Annotated in this window: 17 protein-coding genes; 12 read left to right on the top strand and 5 right to left on the bottom strand. The window is 68.5% G+C overall.

Annotation, left to right across the window (positions count from 1 at the left end; all coding sequences use genetic code 11):
* Positions 1-11: 11 nt before the first annotated feature.
* From HWX08_RS04435 to lhpI, 3 genes are all read right to left on the bottom strand, one after another.
* Positions 12-791 (bottom strand): helix-turn-helix domain-containing protein, encoded by a 780-nt coding sequence (locus tag HWX08_RS04435; protein WP_174919463.1) that lies wholly within the window; start codon positions 789-791, stop codon positions 12-14.
* A gap of 16 nt (positions 792-807) precedes the next feature.
* A complete protein-coding gene (locus HWX08_RS04430) occupies positions 808-1,212 on the bottom strand; it encodes a response regulator transcription factor (protein WP_069259873.1) in 405 nt (134 codons plus the stop codon).
* Positions 1,213-1,379: 167 nt separating this feature from the next.
* Positions 1,380-2,315, bottom strand: a complete 936-nt coding sequence (lhpI, locus tag HWX08_RS04425) for a bifunctional Delta(1)-pyrroline-2-carboxylate/Delta(1)-piperideine-2-carboxylate reductase (protein ID WP_174919462.1) — start codon at positions 2,313-2,315, stop codon at positions 1,380-1,382.
* Positions 2,316-2,578: 263 nt separating this feature from the next.
* Between lhpI and HWX08_RS04420 the strand changes: the two genes are divergently transcribed.
* From HWX08_RS04420 to HWX08_RS04390, 7 genes are all read left to right on the top strand, one after another.
* Entirely contained in the window at positions 2,579-3,316 is a 738-nt protein-coding gene (locus HWX08_RS04420; protein ID WP_174919461.1) for a FadR/GntR family transcriptional regulator, read from the top strand.
* Positions 3,317-3,437: 121 nt separating this feature from the next.
* On the top strand, positions 3,438-4,559 hold the full coding sequence (locus HWX08_RS04415; RefSeq protein WP_069259876.1) for a branched-chain amino acid ABC transporter substrate-binding protein: 1,122 nt from the start codon (positions 3,438-3,440) through the stop codon (positions 4,557-4,559).
* Positions 4,560-4,624: 65 nt separating this feature from the next.
* Complete coding sequence (lhpH, locus tag HWX08_RS04410; protein ID WP_174919460.1) at positions 4,625-5,632, top strand: trans-3-hydroxy-L-proline dehydratase; 1,008 nt, start codon at positions 4,625-4,627, stop codon at positions 5,630-5,632.
* 174 nt (positions 5,633-5,806) lie between these two features.
* Positions 5,807-8,404: a penicillin-binding protein 1A gene (locus HWX08_RS04405; RefSeq protein ID WP_174919459.1), complete on the top strand. Its 2,598-nt coding sequence runs from the start codon at positions 5,807-5,809 to the stop codon at positions 8,402-8,404.
* Between the two features lie 79 nt (positions 8,405-8,483).
* The gene (locus HWX08_RS04400; RefSeq protein ID WP_174919498.1) at positions 8,484-9,380 is read left to right on the top strand and encodes a PilZ domain-containing protein; all 897 of its coding nucleotides are present in this window, start codon (positions 8,484-8,486) and stop codon (positions 9,378-9,380) included.
* A 221-nt stretch (positions 9,381-9,601) separates the two neighbouring features.
* Complete coding sequence (locus HWX08_RS04395) at positions 9,602-9,931, top strand: DUF4148 domain-containing protein (protein ID WP_069259880.1); 330 nt, start codon at positions 9,602-9,604, stop codon at positions 9,929-9,931.
* 305 nt (positions 9,932-10,236) lie between these two features.
* Positions 10,237-10,641: a lysozyme inhibitor LprI family protein gene (locus HWX08_RS04390; RefSeq protein WP_174919458.1), complete on the top strand. Its 405-nt coding sequence runs from the start codon at positions 10,237-10,239 to the stop codon at positions 10,639-10,641.
* Between the two features lie 75 nt (positions 10,642-10,716).
* Here HWX08_RS04390 and HWX08_RS04385 read toward each other — a convergent pair whose 3' ends face one another.
* Positions 10,717-11,364, bottom strand: a complete 648-nt coding sequence (locus HWX08_RS04385; RefSeq protein ID WP_107313060.1) for a response regulator — start codon at positions 11,362-11,364, stop codon at positions 10,717-10,719.
* Positions 11,361-13,472: a PAS domain-containing sensor histidine kinase gene (locus HWX08_RS04380; protein WP_174919457.1), complete on the bottom strand. Its 2,112-nt coding sequence runs from the start codon at positions 13,470-13,472 to the stop codon at positions 11,361-11,363. Before HWX08_RS04380 ends, HWX08_RS04385 begins: the two co-directional genes overlap by 4 nt.
* A 322-nt stretch (positions 13,473-13,794) precedes the next feature.
* On the opposite strand from HWX08_RS04380, the gene HWX08_RS04375 reads away from it, so the two are divergent.
* The 5 genes from HWX08_RS04375 (at position 13,795) to HWX08_RS04355 (ending at position 19,318) form a co-directional block, all read left to right on the top strand.
* Complete coding sequence (locus tag HWX08_RS04375; RefSeq protein WP_069259883.1) at positions 13,795-14,265, top strand: universal stress protein; 471 nt, start codon at positions 13,795-13,797, stop codon at positions 14,263-14,265.
* Between the two features lie 366 nt (positions 14,266-14,631).
* Positions 14,632-15,138, top strand: a complete 507-nt coding sequence (locus tag HWX08_RS04370; protein ID WP_174919456.1) for a cupin domain-containing protein — start codon at positions 14,632-14,634, stop codon at positions 15,136-15,138.
* Positions 15,139-15,324: 186 nt separating this feature from the next.
* The gene (locus tag HWX08_RS04365) at positions 15,325-16,350 is read left to right on the top strand and encodes a DedA family protein/thiosulfate sulfurtransferase GlpE (RefSeq protein ID WP_069259885.1); all 1,026 of its coding nucleotides are present in this window, start codon (positions 15,325-15,327) and stop codon (positions 16,348-16,350) included.
* Between the two features lie 441 nt (positions 16,351-16,791).
* A complete protein-coding gene (locus HWX08_RS04360; RefSeq protein WP_157126863.1) occupies positions 16,792-18,174 on the top strand; it encodes an amino acid permease in 1,383 nt (460 codons plus the stop codon).
* A gap of 208 nt (positions 18,175-18,382) precedes the next feature.
* Positions 18,383-19,318 (top strand): universal stress protein, encoded by a 936-nt coding sequence (locus HWX08_RS04355; RefSeq protein ID WP_069259887.1) that lies wholly within the window; start codon positions 18,383-18,385, stop codon positions 19,316-19,318.
* Positions 19,319-19,799 lie beyond the last annotated feature (481 nt).

Here is a 19,799-nt window from a genome sequence, read left to right as displayed (position 1 = left end):
GTCCTGCCTTGTCAGACCCGCGCGAGCGCTTGCGTGTCGATGATGCGCACGCGCTTGCCGCGCGTTTCGACCAGCGCTTCGCGATGGAACCGCGAAAACATCCGGCTCACGGTTTCGAGCTTCATCCCGAGATAGCAGCCGATTTCCTCGCGCGTCATCCGCAGGTTGAATTCCGTCGCCGAATAGCCGCGCGCCTCGAAGCGCGACGACAGGTTCAGCAGGAAATGCGCGACGCGCTGCTCGGCCGACATCGTGCCGAGCAGCAGCATCTGGCTCGATTCGCGGACGATTTCGCTGCTCAGCATCTGGTAGAGGAAATGCTGCATCGGCTTGATCTCGCGGCACGCGGCTTCGAGTGCGCCGAACGGAATGATGCACACGACGCTGTCCTCGAGCGCGATCGCGTCGCAGCAGTGCTGGCCGCCGCCGATCCCGTCCATCCCGAGCGTTTCACCGGCGATCTGGAAACCCGTCACGTGCTCGCGGCCGTCGCGATGCATCATCACGGTCTTGAACGAACCCGCGCGCACCGCGTAGATGCTCTGGAACGGATCGTCGGTGCGGAACAGCGCGTCGCCCTGACGCACCTGCCGGGTCGTGCAGATGATCGCGTCGAGGCGATCGTATTCGGCCGCGGTCAGGTGCGGCGGCAGGCACATCGAGCGCATCGCGCACACCGAACAGCGTGCGGCGGGGTGTTTGGTGGCGTCGGCGCGCGCGACCGCGCGAAGCGGAATCGTCGGACGGGGCGCGATGGATACGTCGGCGGCGCAGGCGGTGGCTGTGGACATGAGTCGCTCCGGCTCGTCAGGGGCGGTGCGCGCGAGCGTGCACCAGGGATTCGATGACGCGGCATGCGGCGTCGAACTCGGCGGTCTTGTCGAAGAAGTAGTCGGCGCCGGCCGACGCGCATGCCGCTCTGAACGCCGGCGCCGAATGATTCGTCAGCACGATCGTGACGATGCGCGGCGCGGCCTTCGACAGCGTCCCGATCAGGTCGAGGCCGCTGCCGTCCGCCAGCCGCAGGTCGACGATTACCACGTCTGCCTGGCTGCTGCGGATGTGCGTCCACGCGTCCTGGCCGTCCTCCGCCTCGCCCACGACGGCGACGCCGCGGATCGCGCCGACGAGCAGCGCGATCCGTTGTCGGACGGCGACGGCGTGATCGACGAGAAATACGCGGAGCGCGGCGGGGAACTGGCTGGCATTCATGCCGGCAGTATCGTGTTGCGCCGCCGAAAATGAAATCGGCCGAATTGGAAGTTGATGTAGGCCGCCGCGCCGCGCTGTAGGGCGATTCCTACAGCGCGTGCGGAAACCGCCGAAGCGGCCGCGGGAAGGCGTTGCCGCGAATGCGGCCGGAGGGGAACGTTGCCGGGTCAGCCGGCCCCGCGCGCGGCCAGCGCATCGCGCGCGGTGCGGCATGCGGCCAGATCCCACGCGGCACAGCCGACGCTCTTGAACAGCAGCGGCCCGTTGCGCTCGAACGCGCCGCCGAGCACGTCGGCGAGCGACGCGACCTGCCGCCAGTCGACCTGCGCGACGATCAGGTCGCCGGCTTCATGGCGCGCGCCGGCCGGATCGTCGACCACCAGCCGGCTGCCGCGCACCGTGTTCGCGTCGATCTCGGCGGCGTCCGCGGTAAACGCGCCGACGCCGACCACGAGCCGGCCTTCGCGCGCGGCTTCGCGATAGACGGGCGTGCGGCTCGTCGTCAGCGTGACGACGACGTCGATCGCATCGGGAATCGCGTCGCCGTCGAGCGGCACGAGACGCGGGGCGTGCGCGCGGTGCGCGGCGCAGAATGCCGTCGCGCTATCGGCGCTCGTGCCGCGCACGTGGAGGCGGGCGTCCGGAAAGATCGCCGCAAGGGCCTCCGCGTGATTGGCCGCCTGCTTGCCGGTGCCGATCAGCAGAATGTCGCGCGGCGCCGCGGCGTGCAGCGCCTGGATGCCGAGCGCGGTGATGGCCGCCGTGCGGCGCCCGGTGACCGTCGGGCCGTCGAGCGCGAAGCGCATCTCGCCGGTGGTCGCGTCGTATGCGCTCACCTGGCCGAGAATCGTCGGCAGGCCGCGCGCGCCGTTGCCCGGGCACACGTTCACGAGCTTGTGGGTCGCGAGGTCGCGCGCGCTCGACGGCATCGACAGCATCACGCCGCCGGCCTGCAGCGGCACGACCAGGCGTTCGGGGCTGACGATCTCGCCCGCCGCATAGTCGGCGACGGCCTGCCTGAGCGTGGCGAGCAGCGCCGGGTAGTCGAGCAGCGCGGCCGTGTCGGCCGCATCGAAAACGGGAGTCGGGGAAAGAGCGGTCATCGTGTACGTCGTATGCGTCGGTGAGCGTGGACGACGGGCGCATGCAGTGCCCGTCACAGGGCTGCCGGATACCGCGACACAGGGCAGTGTGGATCGAATCTATACCACTTGCTGGGCGGGCCGCAACCCAGAAAATAAAGCGGTTCGCCGGTTTTGGTTCTAATATCTATCCAGAAGGGCCGCCGTAACCGCAATGCCGGCGCGCTCCGGTATAGTGCGAACCCATTCCAGATTCACGCCCGCGACCGGGCAGGAGCCCTACGATGATGTCCGCGCGTCCCGACTCACTCGAAGGCGGTTTCAGGCCGCTGCAGATCTACGAGCAGGTGGCCGAGAAGATCCGCGACGAGATCCGCGCGGGGCGCTATGCCGCCGAGTCGCGGCTGCCGTCCGAGCGCGAACTCGCGGCGCTGTTCCAGGTCGGCCGGCCGGCCGTGCGCGAGGCGCTCGGCGCGCTGCAGAACGAAGGGCTCGTGTTCACGAAGCGCAATTCGGGCACCTACGTCGTCGCGGCGCCGCTCGACGTGCTCGCGCAGCGCGGCGACGCGCACGCGGCATCCGAACCGGACTTCAGCCCGACCTCGACGCTCGACGTGCGGCTGATCCTGGAGCCCGCGATCGCGCGCCTTGCGGCCGCGCACGGCCGTGCGGACCCCGGTGCGGAACGCTATCTCGCGCAGATGGAAACCATTACCGACGTCGACGATCCGCATCAGCGCGCGCTGTGGAACGAGAGCGACCGGCTGTTTCACCGGCAGCTCGCGCTGATGACCGGCGATGCGCTGATCGTGAAGATCGCGGACGAAGTCGCGAAGACGATGGACCAGCCGCTGTGGAAGCGGCTGAAAGACGACGGCATCTACGACGCGGGCCGGATCCGGCTCTACGTGTCCGAGCACCGGCTGATCTACGAGGCGATCGTGTCGGGCGATGCCGATGCGGCGGCGTTCTATGTCGAACAGCACATCCGCCGTGTGCGGCGCGACATTGCGCCGAAGTGATCGCACTCACGTCGTTCTGGTCTGAAAATTGACCAAAATAGAAGATTTTATTTTGAAATTGCTTGCGCGGTGACCACGCGTGTCCTACATTGGTTTCACACAAAACCAATCAGGAGACATCATGCGACACCTCGTTATCGCGCTCTCGGTGGCCGTCGCCGCCGGCGCGCTGACTTCCGCGCACGCGCAGGAAGTCGTGATGATCGGCCATTCGGCGCCGCTGACCGGCCCGCAGGCCGCGAACGGCAAGGACAACGAGAACGGTGCACGCCTGGCCGTCGATGAACTCAACCGGGCCGGCGTGAAGGTCGCCGGCAAGGCCGTCACGTTCAAACTGGTTTCCGAGGACGACCAGGCCGACCCGAAGGCCGGCGTGCAGGTCGCGCAGAATCTCGTCGACAAGGGCGTCGTCGCGGTGCTCGGGCCGTACAACTCGGGTGTCGCGATCCCCGCATCGCGCGTGTACTCGACGGCCGGCGTGCCGATCCTGCCGGTCGCATCGAACCCTGCGCTCACCCGGCAGGGCTTCAGGAACATCTTCCGGATTGGCGCGAGCGACGAACAGCTCGGCGGCACGATGGCCACCTTCGCCGCGAAGACGCTGAACGCGAAGACCGCCGCCGTGATCGACGATCGCACCGCTTACGGGCAGGGCGTCGCCGAGCAGTTCATGAACGTCGCGAAGGCGAACGGGATCCGGATCGTCGACCAGGAATACACGAATTCGTCGGCCACCGACTTCCTCGGCATTCTCACCAAGATCAAGGCCGGCAACCCCGACGTGATCTTCTTCGGCGGCTATGCGGCGCAGGGCGCGCCGATGGCCAAGCAGATGAAGCAGCGCGGCCTGCGCGCGAAGCTGCTCGGCGGCGACGGCATCTGTTCGGCCGACATGGGCAAGGTCGCGGGCGACGCGGCGTCGATCGTCTACTGCGCGCAGGGCGGCGTCGCGCTCGAGAAGACGGCGGCCGGCCGCGAATTCCTGAAGAAGTACCACGACACGTACCACACCGACACGCAGGTCTACGGCGTGAACTACTACGACGGGATGAAGCTGCTCGCCGACGCGATGGTCAAGGCCGGCACGACCACCGACAAGGCGAAGCTGACCGCGCAGCTCGCGAAGTCGGACTACAAGGGCGTCGCGGGCACCTATTCGTTCGACGCGAACGGCGACCTGAAGGGCGCGCCGACCACCGTCTACGTGATCCGCAACGGCCTGCCGGAACCGTACGCGAAGTAAGCGGCCAACCTGCGCTCGAACGGCGGCGCGGCCGCCGTTCTTCGTTTCAACGCATCCGATCCGTCATGAAAATTTCCCGATCCCTTTCCACCGTCGAAGTCCATACCGGCGGCGAAGCGTTCCGCATCGTCACGAGCGGGCTGCCGCGCATGCCCGGCGACACGATCGTCCAGCGCCGCGCGTGGCTCAATGCGCACGCCGACGAGATTCGCCGCGCGCTGATGTTCGAACCGCGCGGCCACGCCGACATGTACGGCGGCTACCTGACCGAGCCGGTTTCGCCGCATGCCGATTTCGGCGTGATCTTCGTGCACAACGAAGGCTACAGCGACCATTGCGGACACGGCGTGATCGCGCTGTCGACCGCGGCGGTCGAACTCGGCTGGGTGTCGCGCACGGTGCCGGAAACGCGGGTCGGCATCGACGCGCCGTGCGGTTTCATCGAGGCGTTCGTCAAGTGGGACGGCGATCATGCGGGGCCCGTGCGCTTCGTCAACGTGCCGTCGTTCATCTGGCAGCGCGACGTGTCGGTCGACACGCCGTCGTTCGGCACCGTGACCGGCGACATCGCGTACGGCGGCGCGTTCTATTTCTACGTCGACGGCGCGCCGTTCGACCTGCCGGTGCGCGAAGCGGCCGTCGAGAAGCTGATTCGCTTCGGCGCGGAAGTGAAGGCCGCCGCGAATGCGAAGTACCCGGTCGTGCATCCGGAGATTCCGGAAATCAACCACATCTACGGCACGATCATCGCGAACGCGCCGCGCCACCCGGGCTCGACGCAGGCGAACTGCTGCGTGTTCGCGGATCGCGAGGTCGACCGCTCGCCGACGGGTTCGGGCACCGGCGGGCGCGTCGCGCAGCTCTATCAGCGCGGGTTGCTCGCGGCCGGCGACACGCTCGTCAACGAATCGATCGTCGGCACGGTCTTCAAGGGGCGCGTGCTGCGCGAAACGACGGTCGGCGAGTTCCCGGCCGTGATTCCGGAAGTGGAGGGCAGCGCGCATATCTGCGGGTTCGCGAACTGGATCGTCGACGAACGCGATCCGCTGACCTACGGTTTTCTCGTGCGCTGATTCGGCGCATCGATCGGCCGCGCGTCGCACGGTCGCCTGTTTGTCGTACCAGGCCTGGCGCGTCGCTCCCGTTGCGGGGCGCGCGCCTTTTTTGCGTGTGAACCGCCGCACAGCCGCGCCGTGTATGCCGCCACCATGCCATTGCAGTCCGGCGGGCCGCGCGAGTTTGGTACGATGCACCCTTTTCAGCCGAGCTCCACCCGCGTGAATCGCCGAAACGTGTCGTCAGTGCGTGACTTCTTTGCCCGATGGGCCGCGCGCGCCCAACCCGTCGCGGCGGCCGCCGTCGCGCGAGTCAAGCCTCTCGCCGCCACCGCGTGGCACCATGTTCGCCATCCGACGCGCCGCGGCGTGCTGCTCGCGGGCGCCGCCGTGCCGGCGCTGTTCGTGGTGTACGTGGTCGTGCTGATCCCGTTCACGCCGGGGATCGGCGACATCCGCAAGGCGCGCGTCGATCAGCCCGCCCAGGTGCTGTCCGCCGACGGCAAGCTGCTGGCCGAATTCAAGCCGTCGAACCGCGAGTGGGTGCCGCTCGCGCAGATCTCGCCGCACATGGTCGACGCGCTGATCGCGACCGAGGATCACCGCTTCTACCAGCACCACGGCCTCGACTGGAAGCGCACGGCGTCGGCCGCGCTCCATACGTTCTCGGGCAGTCGCCAGGGCGGCTCGACGATCACGCAGCAGCTCGCGCGCAACCTGTATCCGGACGAGATCGGCCGCGCGCCGACGCTCACGCGCAAGGTGAAGGAGGCGATCACCGCGCTGAAGATCGAGGCCGTCTACAGCAAGGACCAGATTCTCGAGACCTACCTGAACACGGTGCCGTTCCTGTACAACGCGTACGGCGTCGAGATGGCCGCGCGCACCTATTTCGACAAGTCGGCCGACCAGCTCGACGTACTCGACAGCGCGACGCTCGTCGGGATGCTGAAGGGCAACAGCTACTACAACCCGGTGCTGAACCCCGAACGCGCGCTGCAGCGTCGCAACACGGTGCTCGGCCAGATGGTGAAGTACGGCAAGCTGTCGCCGGCGCAGTTCGCGCAGTTGCAGCGCCGGCCGCTGCGCATCGACTTCGAGCGCCAGAAGGAGCCGCCGGGGCCGGCGCCGCATTTCGCGCAGCAACTGCGCAAATGGCTGATCGCGTGGGCCGACCGCAACGACTACAACATCTATTCCGACGGGCTGATCGTGCGCACGACGATCGACTCGCGGCTGCAGCAGATGGCGACCCAGGCGCTCATCCTGCAGGGCAACCAGTTGCAGGGCATCGCGAACAACGCATGGAGCGGGCGCGACGGCTGCGGCACCGACAACGAGGTGTTCCGTACGTTCATGCGCGAGTCGCCCGAGTACAAGGCCGCGCAGGACGCCGGCAAGGACGACGCGGCCGCGATGAAGCTGCTCGCGGCCGACCGCGGCTTCATGCGCGCGCTGTGCAGGACGAAGACCGACGTGCAGGCCGGCTTCGTCGCGATCGATCCGCGCGACGGGCAGATCCGCGCGTGGGTCGGCAGCCGCGACTTCACGAACGAGCCGTTCGACCACGTCGCGCAGGCGCGGCGCCAGCCGGGCTCGACGTTCAAGCCGTTCGTCTATGGGGTCGCGTTCGCGAACGGGATGAAGGCGGACGACACGTTCATCGACCAGCCGGTCGAGATCCCGCTGAAGGGCGGCGAGATCTGGCGGCCGAACGACGACGTGCCGCCGACCGGCAAGCCGATGACGCTGCGCGACGCCGTCGCGCTGTCGCGCAACCGGATCACCGCGCAGGTGATGGAGAAGGTCGGGCCCGGCGCCGTCGCGCGGCTCGCCCGCGACATGGGCGTGCGCGAAAGCCCGCTCGAGCGCGTGCCGTCGCTCGCGCTCGGCACGAGCCCGGTCACGCTGAAGGAGATGGTCGCGTCGTACGCGACGATCGCGAACGGCGGGCTATATGTCGAGCCGCAGATGGTGACGCGCATCGAGAACCGCCAGGGCGACGTGCTCGCCGAATACGCGCCGGCGCCGCCCGAGCGCGCGCTCGACGCCGAAGCCGACAAGACGCTGCTGAGCGTGATGCGCGACGTCGTGACGCGCGGGACGGGCAGCAGCATCCGCACGCGCTTCGGGATCCGCGGCGACGTGGCCGGCAAGACCGGCACGACGCAGGACAACGCGGACGGCTGGTTCATCCTGATGCAGCCCGGCCTCGTCGCCGGCGCGTGGGTCGGTTTCGACGACGGCCGCGTGACGCTGCGCAGCGATTACTGGGGGCAGGGCGCGCACAGTGCGCTGCCGATCGTCGGCGATTTCTTTCAGCGCGCGCAGCGGGCCCGGATCGTCGACACGAAGGCGAAATTCGATACCGAGCCGTCGCCGGGCTGGTTCGCGACGCTGCGCGAGCGCGCGACGGACCTGTTCCGCACGTGGTTTCCGGCCGAGCCGACGAAGGCGCCCCCGCCGGTCAGGACGCAGCGCATCGAGCGGGCGCCCGAGGCCGATGCGGGCGCGGCATCGGCGGCATCGGCGGCGTTGGAGGCTTCGGCGCCCGACGCGGCATCGGGCGGTATCGTCGAGGAATGGGTGCCGGCGTCCGAAGTGGCCGCGTCGGCCGCCGCGCTGTCGGCGGGGGCGTCGCAATCGCAGCCCGCACAGCCGACGGCGGGCGCGAGCATGCCGGGAGGAAGCAGCGCGGGCCTCGGCGCCGCACCGAGCGCCGCGCCTTCGGGCGCACCGGCTCAGCCGCCGGTGCCGGCCGCGCCCGATGCGACCGGCGCTTCGCAGTAACGCAACCGTTCAGATTTCGCGCGAGGCTGCCGTAATCATGTCGTGATGACAGCTCGCGCGGTTGCGCCGCGCCTTCCCGATGCGGCTAACTACCGACTACGTCCCGCTCGCGCGCGACGATCTCGCGGCCGGCGTCCCGTTCGGCTTCGATCTCTACGATGCCGACGGCGCCGCGCTGCTGCCGGCCGGCACGACATTGCGCGATGCCGCGCAGCATGCGTTCCTGTTCGAGCATTTCCGGCCGTTGCGCCGGCGCGACCCCGCCGAGGCCGCAGCCGGGCCGCGCGTGCCCGACGCGGTGTCCGCTTCGGTGCCCGACGCGACGCGGATGGGGTTGTCGGCCGGGGCGTCGATCGGCATCCGCCGACGCGTCGGCACGACACGCGGGCTGCAGCGCTGCCGGCTGATCGGCATCGCCGCATCGGGCGCGCTGTTCGTCGAGCCGCAGTCGGCGGCCGCGTTCGACTTCGCACGTGGCGACGACATCGAGGCGGTGGCGATCGGCCGTGCCGCGGTGCTGCGTTTCGGCGCGACGGTCGAATCGGCGCAGGCGGCGGGCGTCGCGCGGTACCTGGTGCTGTCGCCGCCCGGTTTCGTCGACCGGCTGCGCACGCGCGCGGAGCCGCGCGTGCCGGCGCGGATCGCCGCATGCTGCACGGGCGGCGCCGAAGGCGTGGAAGGGATCGGAATGGTGCACGACATCAGCGTGAGCGGGCTGTCGATTGCTGCCGACCGGCCGCTCGCCGCGGTCGGCGAACCGTTGCGCGTGCTGCTTCCGTACGCGACGGGCAGCCGGGTCGAGCAACTGGCGCTCGACGGCACGGTGCGGGCCGTCCATGCCGACCCGGCGGCGCCCGTGCTGACGCTGCATCACGCGGCGTTCGGCGAGATGGGTGCCGACGACCTGATTCGCCTCAAGGCGCTGCTGTTCGACCGGTTGATGGCATCGTCGTCGGAGATCGACCGGCGGCGCTGATGCGTGGGCGCAGCGCGGGCGCCGCATCGAGGTATTCGGTGCGTGGATGCGATAATCGTCTGATGATTCAGCCGATTCCGTGGCGATTGTATGTTCTTCCGTCAACAGTGAATTCGCGATTTAAGTATTTACCCTGATAGCGTCGGCTCCTAGACTTCTACTCATGCGCAACGACCGCGAGTCCGAAGCGCCTGACAAAACAATCCTGGAGGTAACGCATCATGAAATCGCTGATCAAGGCAGTTGCACTGGCCGCGCTGGTGGCCGCACCGGTCGTCTCGTTCGCCCAATCGAACCAGCAGCCGCTGACGCGGGCGCAAGTGCGCGCCGAACTGGTCCAGCTCGAAAAGGCCGGCTACAACCCGAACGACTGGATTAACTACCCGGAAAACATCCAGGCCGCGCAGGCCAAGATCGCCGCCGCGCAGAACACCGGCGCGCAAGCCGATGCGACGGGCTACGGTTCGAACCCTGCGGCAGCGTCGCAGTCGGGCCAGCGCGTGGTCGTGCCGGCCTCAACCGACCGTTCGTCGGTGTTCTTCGGCCACTAAGCCCGTTGCCGGACGGCGGCCTTCGGGGCCGCCGCGTCAGGCGTATCGAAAAGCCCGCACTCGGATCGTTCGAGTGCGGGCTTTTTTGCGCCGAAACGTTCTGGAAGCGAGGGGCGGCGCGTGGGATCGCGTGACGCCGGATCGTCGCGGCGCACCGGTGGAGCGCCGGACGCGCGGCGCCCGCTGACAATCCGCCGCGCGTGCGCTAGCATCGCGGTCGATGTCACCGCCGCACGGTGACCGATGCGAACGGGGCGCAGCAACGCACCGGCTTCCAGAACATCAACGAACAACAAGGAGCATCCATGCGTGTCTCGACCGGTCTGCTGTGCTCGCTGGCGCTGGCGGCGAACCTCGCCCATGCGCAGGCGAATTGTGCCGACGCGACGGATCAGGCGGCGATGACGGCATGCGCCGATCGCGCGTACAGGAAATCCGACGGGGAACTGAACCGGACCTACCAGGCCGTCACCGCGCGCCTGCGCGATGCGCGGCCGTTGGCCGACAAACTCGTGAATGCGCAGCGTGCCTGGATCGCGTACCGCGATGCCGAATGCAACTTCTCCAGCGCGAACGCCGAGGGCGGCAGTGCGTACCCGATGGTCGTGTCGACCTGCCTGGACGATCTGACGAAAGCGCGCACCGAAACGCTGAAGGGTTATCTGTCGTGCGAGGAAGGCGATCTCGCGTGCCCGGTGCCGGCCAAGTAAGCGTCGTGCGCCGCCCGGTCCAACGCGTGCCGCGCGGCCGGGCGACACACGCCATCCGCTGCCGGACGTCGTCCGTTACACGTCGTCCGTTTCGTCGAGCAGCTTGTGCCGCATCGCGTAACGCACCAGCGCCGCTTCGTGCGGCATCTGCATCTTTTCGAGAATGCGCGTCTTGTACGTGCTGACCGTCTTCGCGCTCACGCACAGCGCCTGGGCGATCTCGGTCAGCGTCTGGCCGACGGCGATCCGCCGGAACACGTCGAATTCGCGGTCGGACAGCCGCTGGTGCGGCAGCGTCTCGGCCGGCTCGTTCAGGCTCTGCGCGAACTGCTCGGCCATCGCGAGGCTCACGTAGACGCCGCCCGACGCCACCTTCGTGACCGCGCCGACCAGCTCGGCGCTCGCGCTTTCCTTCGTCAGATAGCCCGATGCGCCGGCGCGGAACGCGCGCACCGCGTATTGCTGCTCCGCATGCATGGTCAGCACGAGCACGCGCAGCGCGGGCTTCTCGTCCTTGATCTGCTTGATCAGCTCGACGCCGTTGCGGCCCGGCATCGACAGGTCGAGCACGAGCACCTGCGCGGGCGTGGCGCGCACGAGCGCGATCGTCGACGGCCCGTCGCAGGCTTCGCCGGCCACCTCGAATCCGGTGGCGTTCTGGAGGATGTGCCGCAGACCGTCGCGTACGAGCGTATGGTCGTCGGCGATGAGCACCTTGATCATGTGATGAGCGTTTCCTGTTGGACGGAACCGAGCGGGAACGCGACGGTGATCGAGAAGCCGCGCGCGAGCGCGGTGTCGATCGTCACGGTGCCGCCCAGCATGTGGGCGCGTTCGCGAATGCCGATCAGGCCGAACGATTTGTCTTCATGCGCCGGGCCGCCGGGCGCGGAGCCGCGGCCGTTGTCCGCGACGCGCAACACGCAGACGCCTTCCTCGACGTCGAGCCGCAGCGCGACGCGCGTCGCATTCGCATGGCGCGCGACGTTCGTCAGCGCTTCCTGGACGATCCGGAACAACGTGGTCGCGCCCGCGCTGGTGAACGTGAGGCCGCCGGTCTCGATGTGCCGCTCGACGTCGATCCCGTAGCGGTTCGTGAAATCGTTCGCGAGCCATTCGATCGCGGGCACGAGGCCGAGATCGTCGAGCATCACCGGCCGCAGGTCGGCCGCGATGCGCCGCACCGACGCGACCGTCGCGTCGATCAGCCGCCGCATGCCCTGCAGGTGCGACAGCAGGCCCGCGTCGGGCTGCGTGCGGCCGGGCACGCGCAACTGCTGCTCGACCACCGACAGATCCATCTTCAGCGCGGTGAGCTGCTGGCCGAGGTCGTCGTGCAGTTCGCGTGCAATGCGGGTCTTTTCCGCTTCGCGCACGTTCTGCAGGTTCGCCGACAGTTCGCGCAGTTCCTCGCGCGACAGCTTCAGCGCGTTTTCCGCGCGCTGCCGCTCGGTGATGTCGCGCAGCATCACCGTGTAGAGCTTGCCCGACGCATCGCGGATCTGCGAGATCGACGCCTCGATCGGGAACTCCTCGCCGTTGGCGCGCAGCCCGAACAGCACCCGCTGGCGGCCCATCTGCCGCTCGGACACGCCCGTCACGCCGAACTGGTCGACGTGCTTCGCATGCGCGGCGCGGAACCGTTCCGGGATGAAGCGCGACAGCGGCGCACCGATCGCCTCCATCGCGGATACGCCGAACACCTGCTCGGCCATCGGATTGAAGATCACGACCGTCTGTTTTTCGTCGATCGTGATGATCGCTTCCATCGACGAGCGGATGATGCCCATCATCCGCGCTTCGTTGAGGATGCCGCGGCTGCTCGCGCCGGAATCGGCGTGGCCGGCGCGGCCGCGCAGCAGCGCATGGACGAGCACCGCGAACGCGATCGACGCGATCAACCCTGCGGCGAGCACGGTGCCGGCCGCGCGTTGCGCGCCGGTCGCGCTCGGGCGGCCGTCCGCGGAATAGGCGAGCGTCAGCACGGTGCCGCCGAAACTGAACTCGTCGGTGCGGCGCATCAGGTCGGGCGATGCCGATGCCTCGTCGGTCGTCGTTTCGACGCTGGCGATCGTGCGCCGATCGCCGCCGGCGCTCATCCGTACGTCGATGCCGCGTTCGGCGTCGAGCGCACGCTCGATCAGGCGCCGCGGGCTCAACGCGGCGAACAGCACCCCGTCGGCGCCGGCGTCGCGCACGCCGGACGGCGTGGCGGCCGCATGCGGCGTCGCGGCCACCGGCAGGAACAGCGTGAAGGTGCGGGCGTCGCGCGACGTGTCGTCGTCGTCCGGGTGGACGCCGAGCGCGATGTCGCCGGCCCGCAGCGCACGCGCGAGCGGCGCCGCGTCGGACGCGCCGAAGCGCACGACGGGCGCATTCGACGCCGGCGCGCTGAGTGCGGCGGTCGCGAGCGTGCCGGGCGGGAGCGGCTTAGCGCCGGCGAGGGCGGTGCGCGTGGCGGGCGGCAACGGCGCGTAGCCGATCTGGCGGACCGGCGAGCGGCCGCTGTCGAGATCGAGCGTATCCGCATACCGGCGCCATTGCTCGGGCGTCATGTCCGGGACGAGGCTGAACGCGCCGCGCGCGCCTTCGAGCACGGCCGCGCCGGATTGCAGCTCGTGGCGCAGCATCGCGCTCACGTGCGTGGTGCGGCGTTCGAAACGCGTGTGGACGGCGCCTTGCCACTGCTCGCGCACGAGCAGCGCGACGCCGAGCGACAGTGCCGCGCCGGCGCACAGGGTAACGATGCCGGCGGCGAAGGGCTGGCGTAACATGATCTGGATTCGCGCGGGCCCTCGGGCGTCACGCGTCGGGGTTCCCGTGGCGGTCATTCGATGGCCATTCTGTTGTCGGGGCCGCCCCCTGGCACCGGGGACAGCGCGGCAGAACCGGGTCAAATTCGCACCGGCTGCATGCAACGTCTATTTTCAAGATGAAATTGTGCGCGATTTACACGCTTTATGTAATGGGGGCAGCAGAAATTGCGGCAACCGGCGTGAAGCAGCGGGCGCGCCGGTCGCGCTTGACGCGCATCAACGGGCGCGTCGGCGTGTGAGGCAGACTGTTCGGCAAGCCTTCCGGCACCGGGCTGGGAGGCGATGACGGGCCGCCGTCGCGCAACGCGCGATGGATGCCCGGTCGGAGGGACGGACCATGTACAAGCGGATTTTCGTCGGGCTCGACGGCAGCCCGAGCGCGCGTCTCGCGCTGAACGAGGCGATCCGGATCGCGGCTGCGTCCGGCGGTGAAGTCACCTGCGCGTATGTCGTCGAACACCGGCCGCAGCTCGTCGACGTCGATGCCGGCTTCGCGGCCGAGCGCGACGGCGATGCGGCCGCGACCGAAGCCGCGACGCCGGTGCTCGACGACGCGAAGGCGGCGCTCGCGCAGCAGCATGTGCGCGGCACCGTGCGTGCGCTCGACGCCTACGGCGAGGATGTCGCCGCGGTGCTGATGCGCACGGCGGCCGAAGCCGACGCCGACCTGATCGTGATGGGCACGAGCGGGCGGCACGGCCTGCGCCGGCTGCTGCTCGGCAGCGTCGCCGAATCGCTGCTGCGCGCGGCCGACCGGCCCGTGCTGCTGGTGCGGCACGCCGAGCCCGGCGCGACGGCGGCGGCGTGACGCACACGGCAGGGCGCCGACGCGCGAGCGGCCGTGGGCGGTGACTGTCGCGCGGATTCGACTGACCACACGTTTGATGACGCGGCAACGCGCGACGCACGGCGCGCGTGAGCGCGGGCGTCGTTGCCGTCCGCTTCCCTCGCATGGCCGGCTGAACTCGGGCAGCACCCGATGCGCGCAATCGCGCGCGTGGTTGCATCCGGACACGCAGTTCTGGCAGCATCGACCGGTGTTCGCCTGTTCGCCGTGCGCATGGCCGCGGCGATCGATACAGCGGCATCCGGCGGTACGCGGCGGCATTCGCGACGAGCGAAGCGACGCTGCGCGCCGGATGCCCGGTTCCCTCCCTTGCCGACGTCATCCGCCATGCCGATTTCCGCGACCGACCTGATTCGCCAGTTCGACCTGCAGCCGCATCCCGAAGGCGGCTATTTCCGCGAAACCTACCGTGCGACCGATTCGGTCGTGCGTCCGGCCGACGGCGCGCCGCGCGCCGCGTCGACCGCGATCTACTACCTGTTGTGCGACGGCGCGTATTCGTCGTGGCACCGGATCCGTTCCGACGAAGTCTGGCATTTCTACGCGGGCGATCCGATCGAAGTGTGGGTGCTCGACGAGCGCGACGGGCTGACGATCCACCGGCTCGGCAACCCGCTCACGCATCCGGGCACCGTATTCCAGGCGGTCGTGCGCTCCGGCAGCTGGTTCGGCGCGCGCTGCGCGGCGCCGGAGCACGTCGCGCTCGTCGGCTGCACGGTGGCGCCGGGCTTCGAATTCGCGGAATTCGAGCTGGCCGACGCGGCAGCGCTGGCCGCCACGTTTCCCGACTACGCGGAACACGTCGCGCAGCTCGCGCCGCGCACGGACACCTGACGGTCACGGCGGGGCAACCGTCGGCGCGACGCGCGTGGCGACGGGGCGTGTTCCGCGCGAGCGCAGCCAAACCCGTTTAGAATGCCCGTCATGCACAGGTCGGCTGCGGACGTGCCGCAGCGGCCGTTGCACAAGCCGTACCGACACCTCCCGTCGCGCGGCCGCATCTCTTCCAGGAGCGCCGCCGTGTGGCACTTTCCCATCGCTATTCCATCGTCGCTCGGCCCGTGGGCCGTGTTCGCGAGCGTGTTGATCACGCAGCTCGGCGTGCCGGTGCCGGCCGTGCCGATGCTGATTCTCGGCGGCACGATGGCGGCCATGGGGCAGGCGTCCTGGGTCAGCATGTTCGCGGCGGCGATCGGCGCGACGATGCTGGCCGATTCGTTGTGGTTCTTCATGGGCCGCACGCGCGGCCGGCGCCTGCTGAACGGCCTCGTGCGCTTCTCGCTGTCGCTCGACACGACGCTGCGCTTCGCGCGTAACGTATTCGAAAGGTACGGTGCGCCGCTGCTCGTGCTGTCCAAGTTCCTGCCGGGCCTCGGCCTCGTGTCGGCGCCGCTGCTCGGCACGACCGCCATTGGCGTCGGCGTGTTCCTGTTCTGGGATCTGGCCGGCGCGTCGCTGTGGGCGGCGTTCTGGCTGATCGGCGGCGCGGCCATTCATGACCAGATCGTCCAGTTCGTGCTCTGGGTGCGCGCGAGCGGCGGCACGATCCTCGATGCGTTCCTCGCGATCTTCGTCACGTTCCTGCTGTACCGCTGGGTGCGTCGCGTGCAGTTCCGCCGCTATCTCGCGCAGGTTCGCATCTCGCCGCCGCAGCTCGTCGAGATGATGACGTCGGACGAGCCGCCGCTGATCTTCGACGCGCGGCCGAAGGCGATTCGCGAGCGCGAACCGTACCGGATCGCCGGCGCGGTGCCGGTCGATCTCGATTCGCCGGACCTGCTCGACCCGGAAGTGCTGAAACGGCCGATCGTCGTCTATTGCGTGTGCCCGAACGAAGCGACCGCGAAGCGCCTGATCGCGAAGATGCAGCGCAAGAAGATGATCCACAACATCCGCGCGCTGAAGGGCGGGCTCGATGCGTGGGAAAAGCACGGGTACCCGGTCGAGCCGCTGCCGGCCGATCTCGATGCGTCGCGTTATTTCGTGCGCCCGGATCACGGCGCGCTCGAAGGCGAATATACGGTGCGCGCGACGTTGTCGAAATAAATCAGCGCCCCCGAAACACGCCGATCCGAATTCCACCACCGTTTTCACGCCTCCGCGATTTTTACGAAAATCGGCTGGCGTGAAACCGCCGATTCTTCATATAATCCCGCCTGCATATTGAGTGCGCCTGATTGCGCACATTCGACGCGTGTTCGTTCACGCCGAAAACGATGGGTCCCGTCGCCGTCCGTCATGCGCACAGCCGCGTCACACGGGCCGCACGGGCGTATTCCGTGAAACGCCCAATCCATTTTCCGGATTGTTACGGAAAATACCGTTAATCCGCGGCAATTCCAGTCGGATTGACGCTGCATTCGTGTCATTTCTTATTTTGAGAATGACGGCGGTGATTATTTCGTTTTCGGCATGCCGGATCGGCATGAACGGTCGCGCATTGCATCGACAATGACGGCGGCCGTTCACGGCTGCCAGGAGACGGACTTGAAACAACCAGAAGACCAGTTGCACCGCGGGCTGGAGGAGCGGCACATCAACCTGATGGCGCTGGGCGCGACGATCGGCGTCGGCCTGTTCCTCGGCTCGGCCACCGCGATCCGCGTCGCCGGCCCGGCCATCCTGCTGACCTACCTGCTGGGCGGCATCGCGATTTTCCTGATCATGCGCGCCCTCGGCGAGATGGCGATCGCCAATCCGGTCGCCGGTGCGTTCAGCCGCTACGCGCGCGACTACCTCGGCCCGCTCGCCGGCTATCTGACCGGCTGGACCTACTGGTTCGTGTGGATCGTCACCTGCATGGCGGAAATCACGGCGGTCGGCGTCTACATGCACATGTGGTTCCCCGGCGTGCCGAACTGGATCTGGGCGCTCGCGGCGCTCATGGCGATGGGCTCGGTGAACTTCATCGCGGTCAAGCTGTACGGTGAATTCGAGTTCTGGTTCGCGCTGATCAAGATCGTCACGATCGTGCTGATGATCATCGGCGGCGGATTGATGATCGCGTTCGGGATCGGCAACGGCGGGATCGCGATCGGCATCTCGAACCTGTGGGCGCACGGCGGGTTCATGCCGAACGGCATCCACGGCGTGGTCGCCGCGCTGCCGATCGTGATGTTCGCGTATCTCGGCGTCGAAATGCTCGGCCTCACCGCCGGCGAGGCGCGCAATCCCGAGAAGTCGCTGACGAAGGCCGTGAACTCGGTGTTCTGGCGCGTGCTGATTTTCTACATCGGCGCGCTGTTCGTGATCATGTCGCTCTATCCGTGGGATCAGATCGGCACGCAGGGCAGCCCGTTCGTGATGACGTTCTCGCGGCTCGGCATCCCGGCCGCCGCCGGCATCATCAACTTCGTCGTGCTGACCGCGGCGCTGTCGTCGTGCAACAGCGGCCTGTTCAGCACCGCGCGGATGCTCTACAACCTCGCGCAGCAGGGCCAGGCGCCGAGCACGCTCGGCAAGGTCAACCGCAACGGCGTGCCGGTGTATGGCGTGATCGTGTCGGTCGCGCTGCTGTTGATCGGCGTGCTGCTCAACTATCTCGCGCCGCAGCACGTGTTCACGTGGCTCACGTCGGTGTCGACGTTCGGTGCGATCTGGACGTGGTGCGTGATCCTGATCGCGCAGATGCGCTTTCGGCGCACGCTGTCGGCCGAACGGATCGCGCGCCTGCCGATCCGCGTGCCGTTCTATCCGCTCGGTTCGTTCGTCGCGCTCGCGTTCCTCGCGCTGGTCGTCGTGCTGATGGCGTTCACGCCCGACACGCGCGTCGCGCTCGTGATCGGGCCGGTGTGGATCGTGCTGCTCGGCATCGCGTATGCGCTGTTCTACGCGAACCGTCCGGCGGCATCGGTGCCGACGAAGTCGTAAGCGGCACGGGCCGGGCCCGCACGACCGTTGATCGCGATCATGCGCACGCGGGCCGGACGTCCTATGCTGAACGCATCGATTGTCCGCGCTTCGCGTGACATCCCGCCGATCCTCGCGACCGCGGCGGCCGCGCGGCCGCCGCACGCCGCAGCCGCGCGAAGCTCCCGTCGTCGTTCCGCGACGACGCGCACGCACGGAGGCCTCCGCCATGCAGCCTGCCCAGCCCATCCCGACGCTCGCGCGGATCGCGCTAGCCGTCGATCCGACGCCCGAATCGCTGTCCGCCGCGCGCTACGCGCGCTCGCTGCTGCGCCCCGGCATGCGATTGCGCATCGTCTGCGCGATCGACAACCCGCGCCTCGTGTTGCCCGACATCCCGCGCATCGACGCGTTGCTGAGTTCCGCGCGGGAGGAGCTGATGCGCGAAGCGCAAACGATCAACGAACGGATCGCGGCGCTGTTCGCCGATTCGGGCATCGAGGTCGAGCAGGCCGTCGTCGACACGTCGGTGACGGGCGGCTCGGTGGCCGATGCACTGGTGAGCGATACGTCGGCATGGCGCGCGGACGTGCTGGTGGTCGGCGCGAATCCGCACCACGGCCTGTTGCGGCTCGTCGAAGGCGCGATGTCGGACACGCTGACGGCGCGTGCGCGCTGCGCGCTGCTGATCGTGCCGGGCGCCTATGCGCGGCCGTCGGACGGCGCACTGCAGCGTCTGATGTTCGCGGTCGACGGCAGCGAGCCGTCGCTGCACGCGGTGCGCGTCGGGCTCGGCTTCGCGGCGCCGACGACGTTGCTGTATGCGGCCTACGTGATCGACCGTGCGGTTCGTCTGACCGATATCGTGCCGGTGCGCGCGCTCGAGGATGCGTATCGCGCGGAGGGCGAGGATGCGCTCGCGAAGATCGGCCCGATGTTCCATGCGACCGGGAACCCGACCAAGCGCGGTGTCGTCGAAACCCGCCCGACGAGCGACGACGTTGCCCACGCGCTGATGCGCGACGCCGTGCACTGGCGTGCCGAACTGCTGGTGGTCGGCACGCACGGCCGACGCGGCCTCGCCGCCTGGCTGATCGGCAGCGTTGCGCGCCGCGTCGCGCATCTCGCACAGGTGCCGGTGCTGCTCGTGCGGGGTGCCGGGTAAATCGCGCGATGTCCAGATCGAAGCGGGCTTCGGTTGACCTGCATCAGAAACGGCGCGCGTCGTGCGTGAGACATTGTCGAAACACCCGGCAACGTCGCCGGTCTGTCGTGCAGGTATCGCGCAGGTCAGGCAGCCACGCGCACTGCGCAGAGCTGCGATCAACGGTGCCTGCATCGGCATGGCATCACATCAGTTTCAGGAGCCGCGACGTGCGATGCACGCCGCGTCATCCGATCGGGAACTCTCTGGCACGAGGGTAGGCAGCCAACGGCTGCCTTGGAGGACGGGCGGGGTGCAAGTCACCCCGTCCGCTTTCCGCGTTCGTGTCGTCGTTGGCCCCGTCCGGACTGCTTTCCTCGCAGGCATCGTCGTCAGTCGTCGTCGCGTACGTATCGAATGGTGCGTGACGATGCGCGATGACATGCGATGGCATGCGTTGGCGCACAGTTGCGCCAACGCGGATCGGTGATGGTCGCGGCAT

Origin of the sequence: Burkholderia metallica (genome assembly GCF_902832845.1) — a bacterium.
Lineage (GTDB): Bacteria > Pseudomonadota > Gammaproteobacteria > Burkholderiales > Burkholderiaceae > Burkholderia > Burkholderia metallica.
The sequence above is the reverse complement of the archived record's forward strand: the minus strand, read 5'-3'. Positions and strand labels throughout refer to the sequence as shown.

What these genes read in the sequence shown, in the direction of transcription:
- HWX08_RS04435 (WP_174919463.1), bottom strand. Translation starts at nt 791, where the DNA reads ATGTCCACAGCCACCGCCTGCGCCGCCGACGTATCCATCGCGCCCCGT.
- HWX08_RS04430 (WP_069259873.1), bottom strand. Translation starts at nt 1,212, where the DNA reads ATGAATGCCAGCCAGTTCCCCGCCGCGCTCCGCGTATTTCTCGTCGAT.
- lhpI (WP_174919462.1), bottom strand. Translation starts at nt 2,315, where the DNA reads ATGACCGCTCTTTCCCCGACTCCCGTTTTCGATGCGGCCGACACGGCC.
- HWX08_RS04420 (WP_174919461.1), top strand. Translation starts at nt 2,579, where the DNA reads ATGATGTCCGCGCGTCCCGACTCACTCGAAGGCGGTTTCAGGCCGCTG.
- HWX08_RS04415 (WP_069259876.1), top strand. Translation starts at nt 3,438, where the DNA reads ATGCGACACCTCGTTATCGCGCTCTCGGTGGCCGTCGCCGCCGGCGCG.
- lhpH (WP_174919460.1), top strand. Translation starts at nt 4,625, where the DNA reads ATGAAAATTTCCCGATCCCTTTCCACCGTCGAAGTCCATACCGGCGGC.
- HWX08_RS04405 (WP_174919459.1), top strand. Translation starts at nt 5,807, where the DNA reads ATGCACCCTTTTCAGCCGAGCTCCACCCGCGTGAATCGCCGAAACGTG.
- HWX08_RS04400 (WP_174919498.1), top strand. Translation starts at nt 8,484, where the DNA reads ATGCGGCTAACTACCGACTACGTCCCGCTCGCGCGCGACGATCTCGCG.
- HWX08_RS04395 (WP_069259880.1), top strand. Translation starts at nt 9,602, where the DNA reads ATGAAATCGCTGATCAAGGCAGTTGCACTGGCCGCGCTGGTGGCCGCA.
- HWX08_RS04390 (WP_174919458.1), top strand. Translation starts at nt 10,237, where the DNA reads ATGCGTGTCTCGACCGGTCTGCTGTGCTCGCTGGCGCTGGCGGCGAAC.
- HWX08_RS04385 (WP_107313060.1), bottom strand. Translation starts at nt 11,364, where the DNA reads ATGATCAAGGTGCTCATCGCCGACGACCATACGCTCGTACGCGACGGT.
- HWX08_RS04380 (WP_174919457.1), bottom strand. Translation starts at nt 13,472, where the DNA reads ATGACCGCCACGGGAACCCCGACGCGTGACGCCCGAGGGCCCGCGCGA.
- HWX08_RS04375 (WP_069259883.1), top strand. Translation starts at nt 13,795, where the DNA reads ATGTACAAGCGGATTTTCGTCGGGCTCGACGGCAGCCCGAGCGCGCGT.
- HWX08_RS04370 (WP_174919456.1), top strand. Translation starts at nt 14,632, where the DNA reads ATGCCGATTTCCGCGACCGACCTGATTCGCCAGTTCGACCTGCAGCCG.
- HWX08_RS04355 (WP_069259887.1), top strand. Translation starts at nt 18,383, where the DNA reads ATGCAGCCTGCCCAGCCCATCCCGACGCTCGCGCGGATCGCGCTAGCC.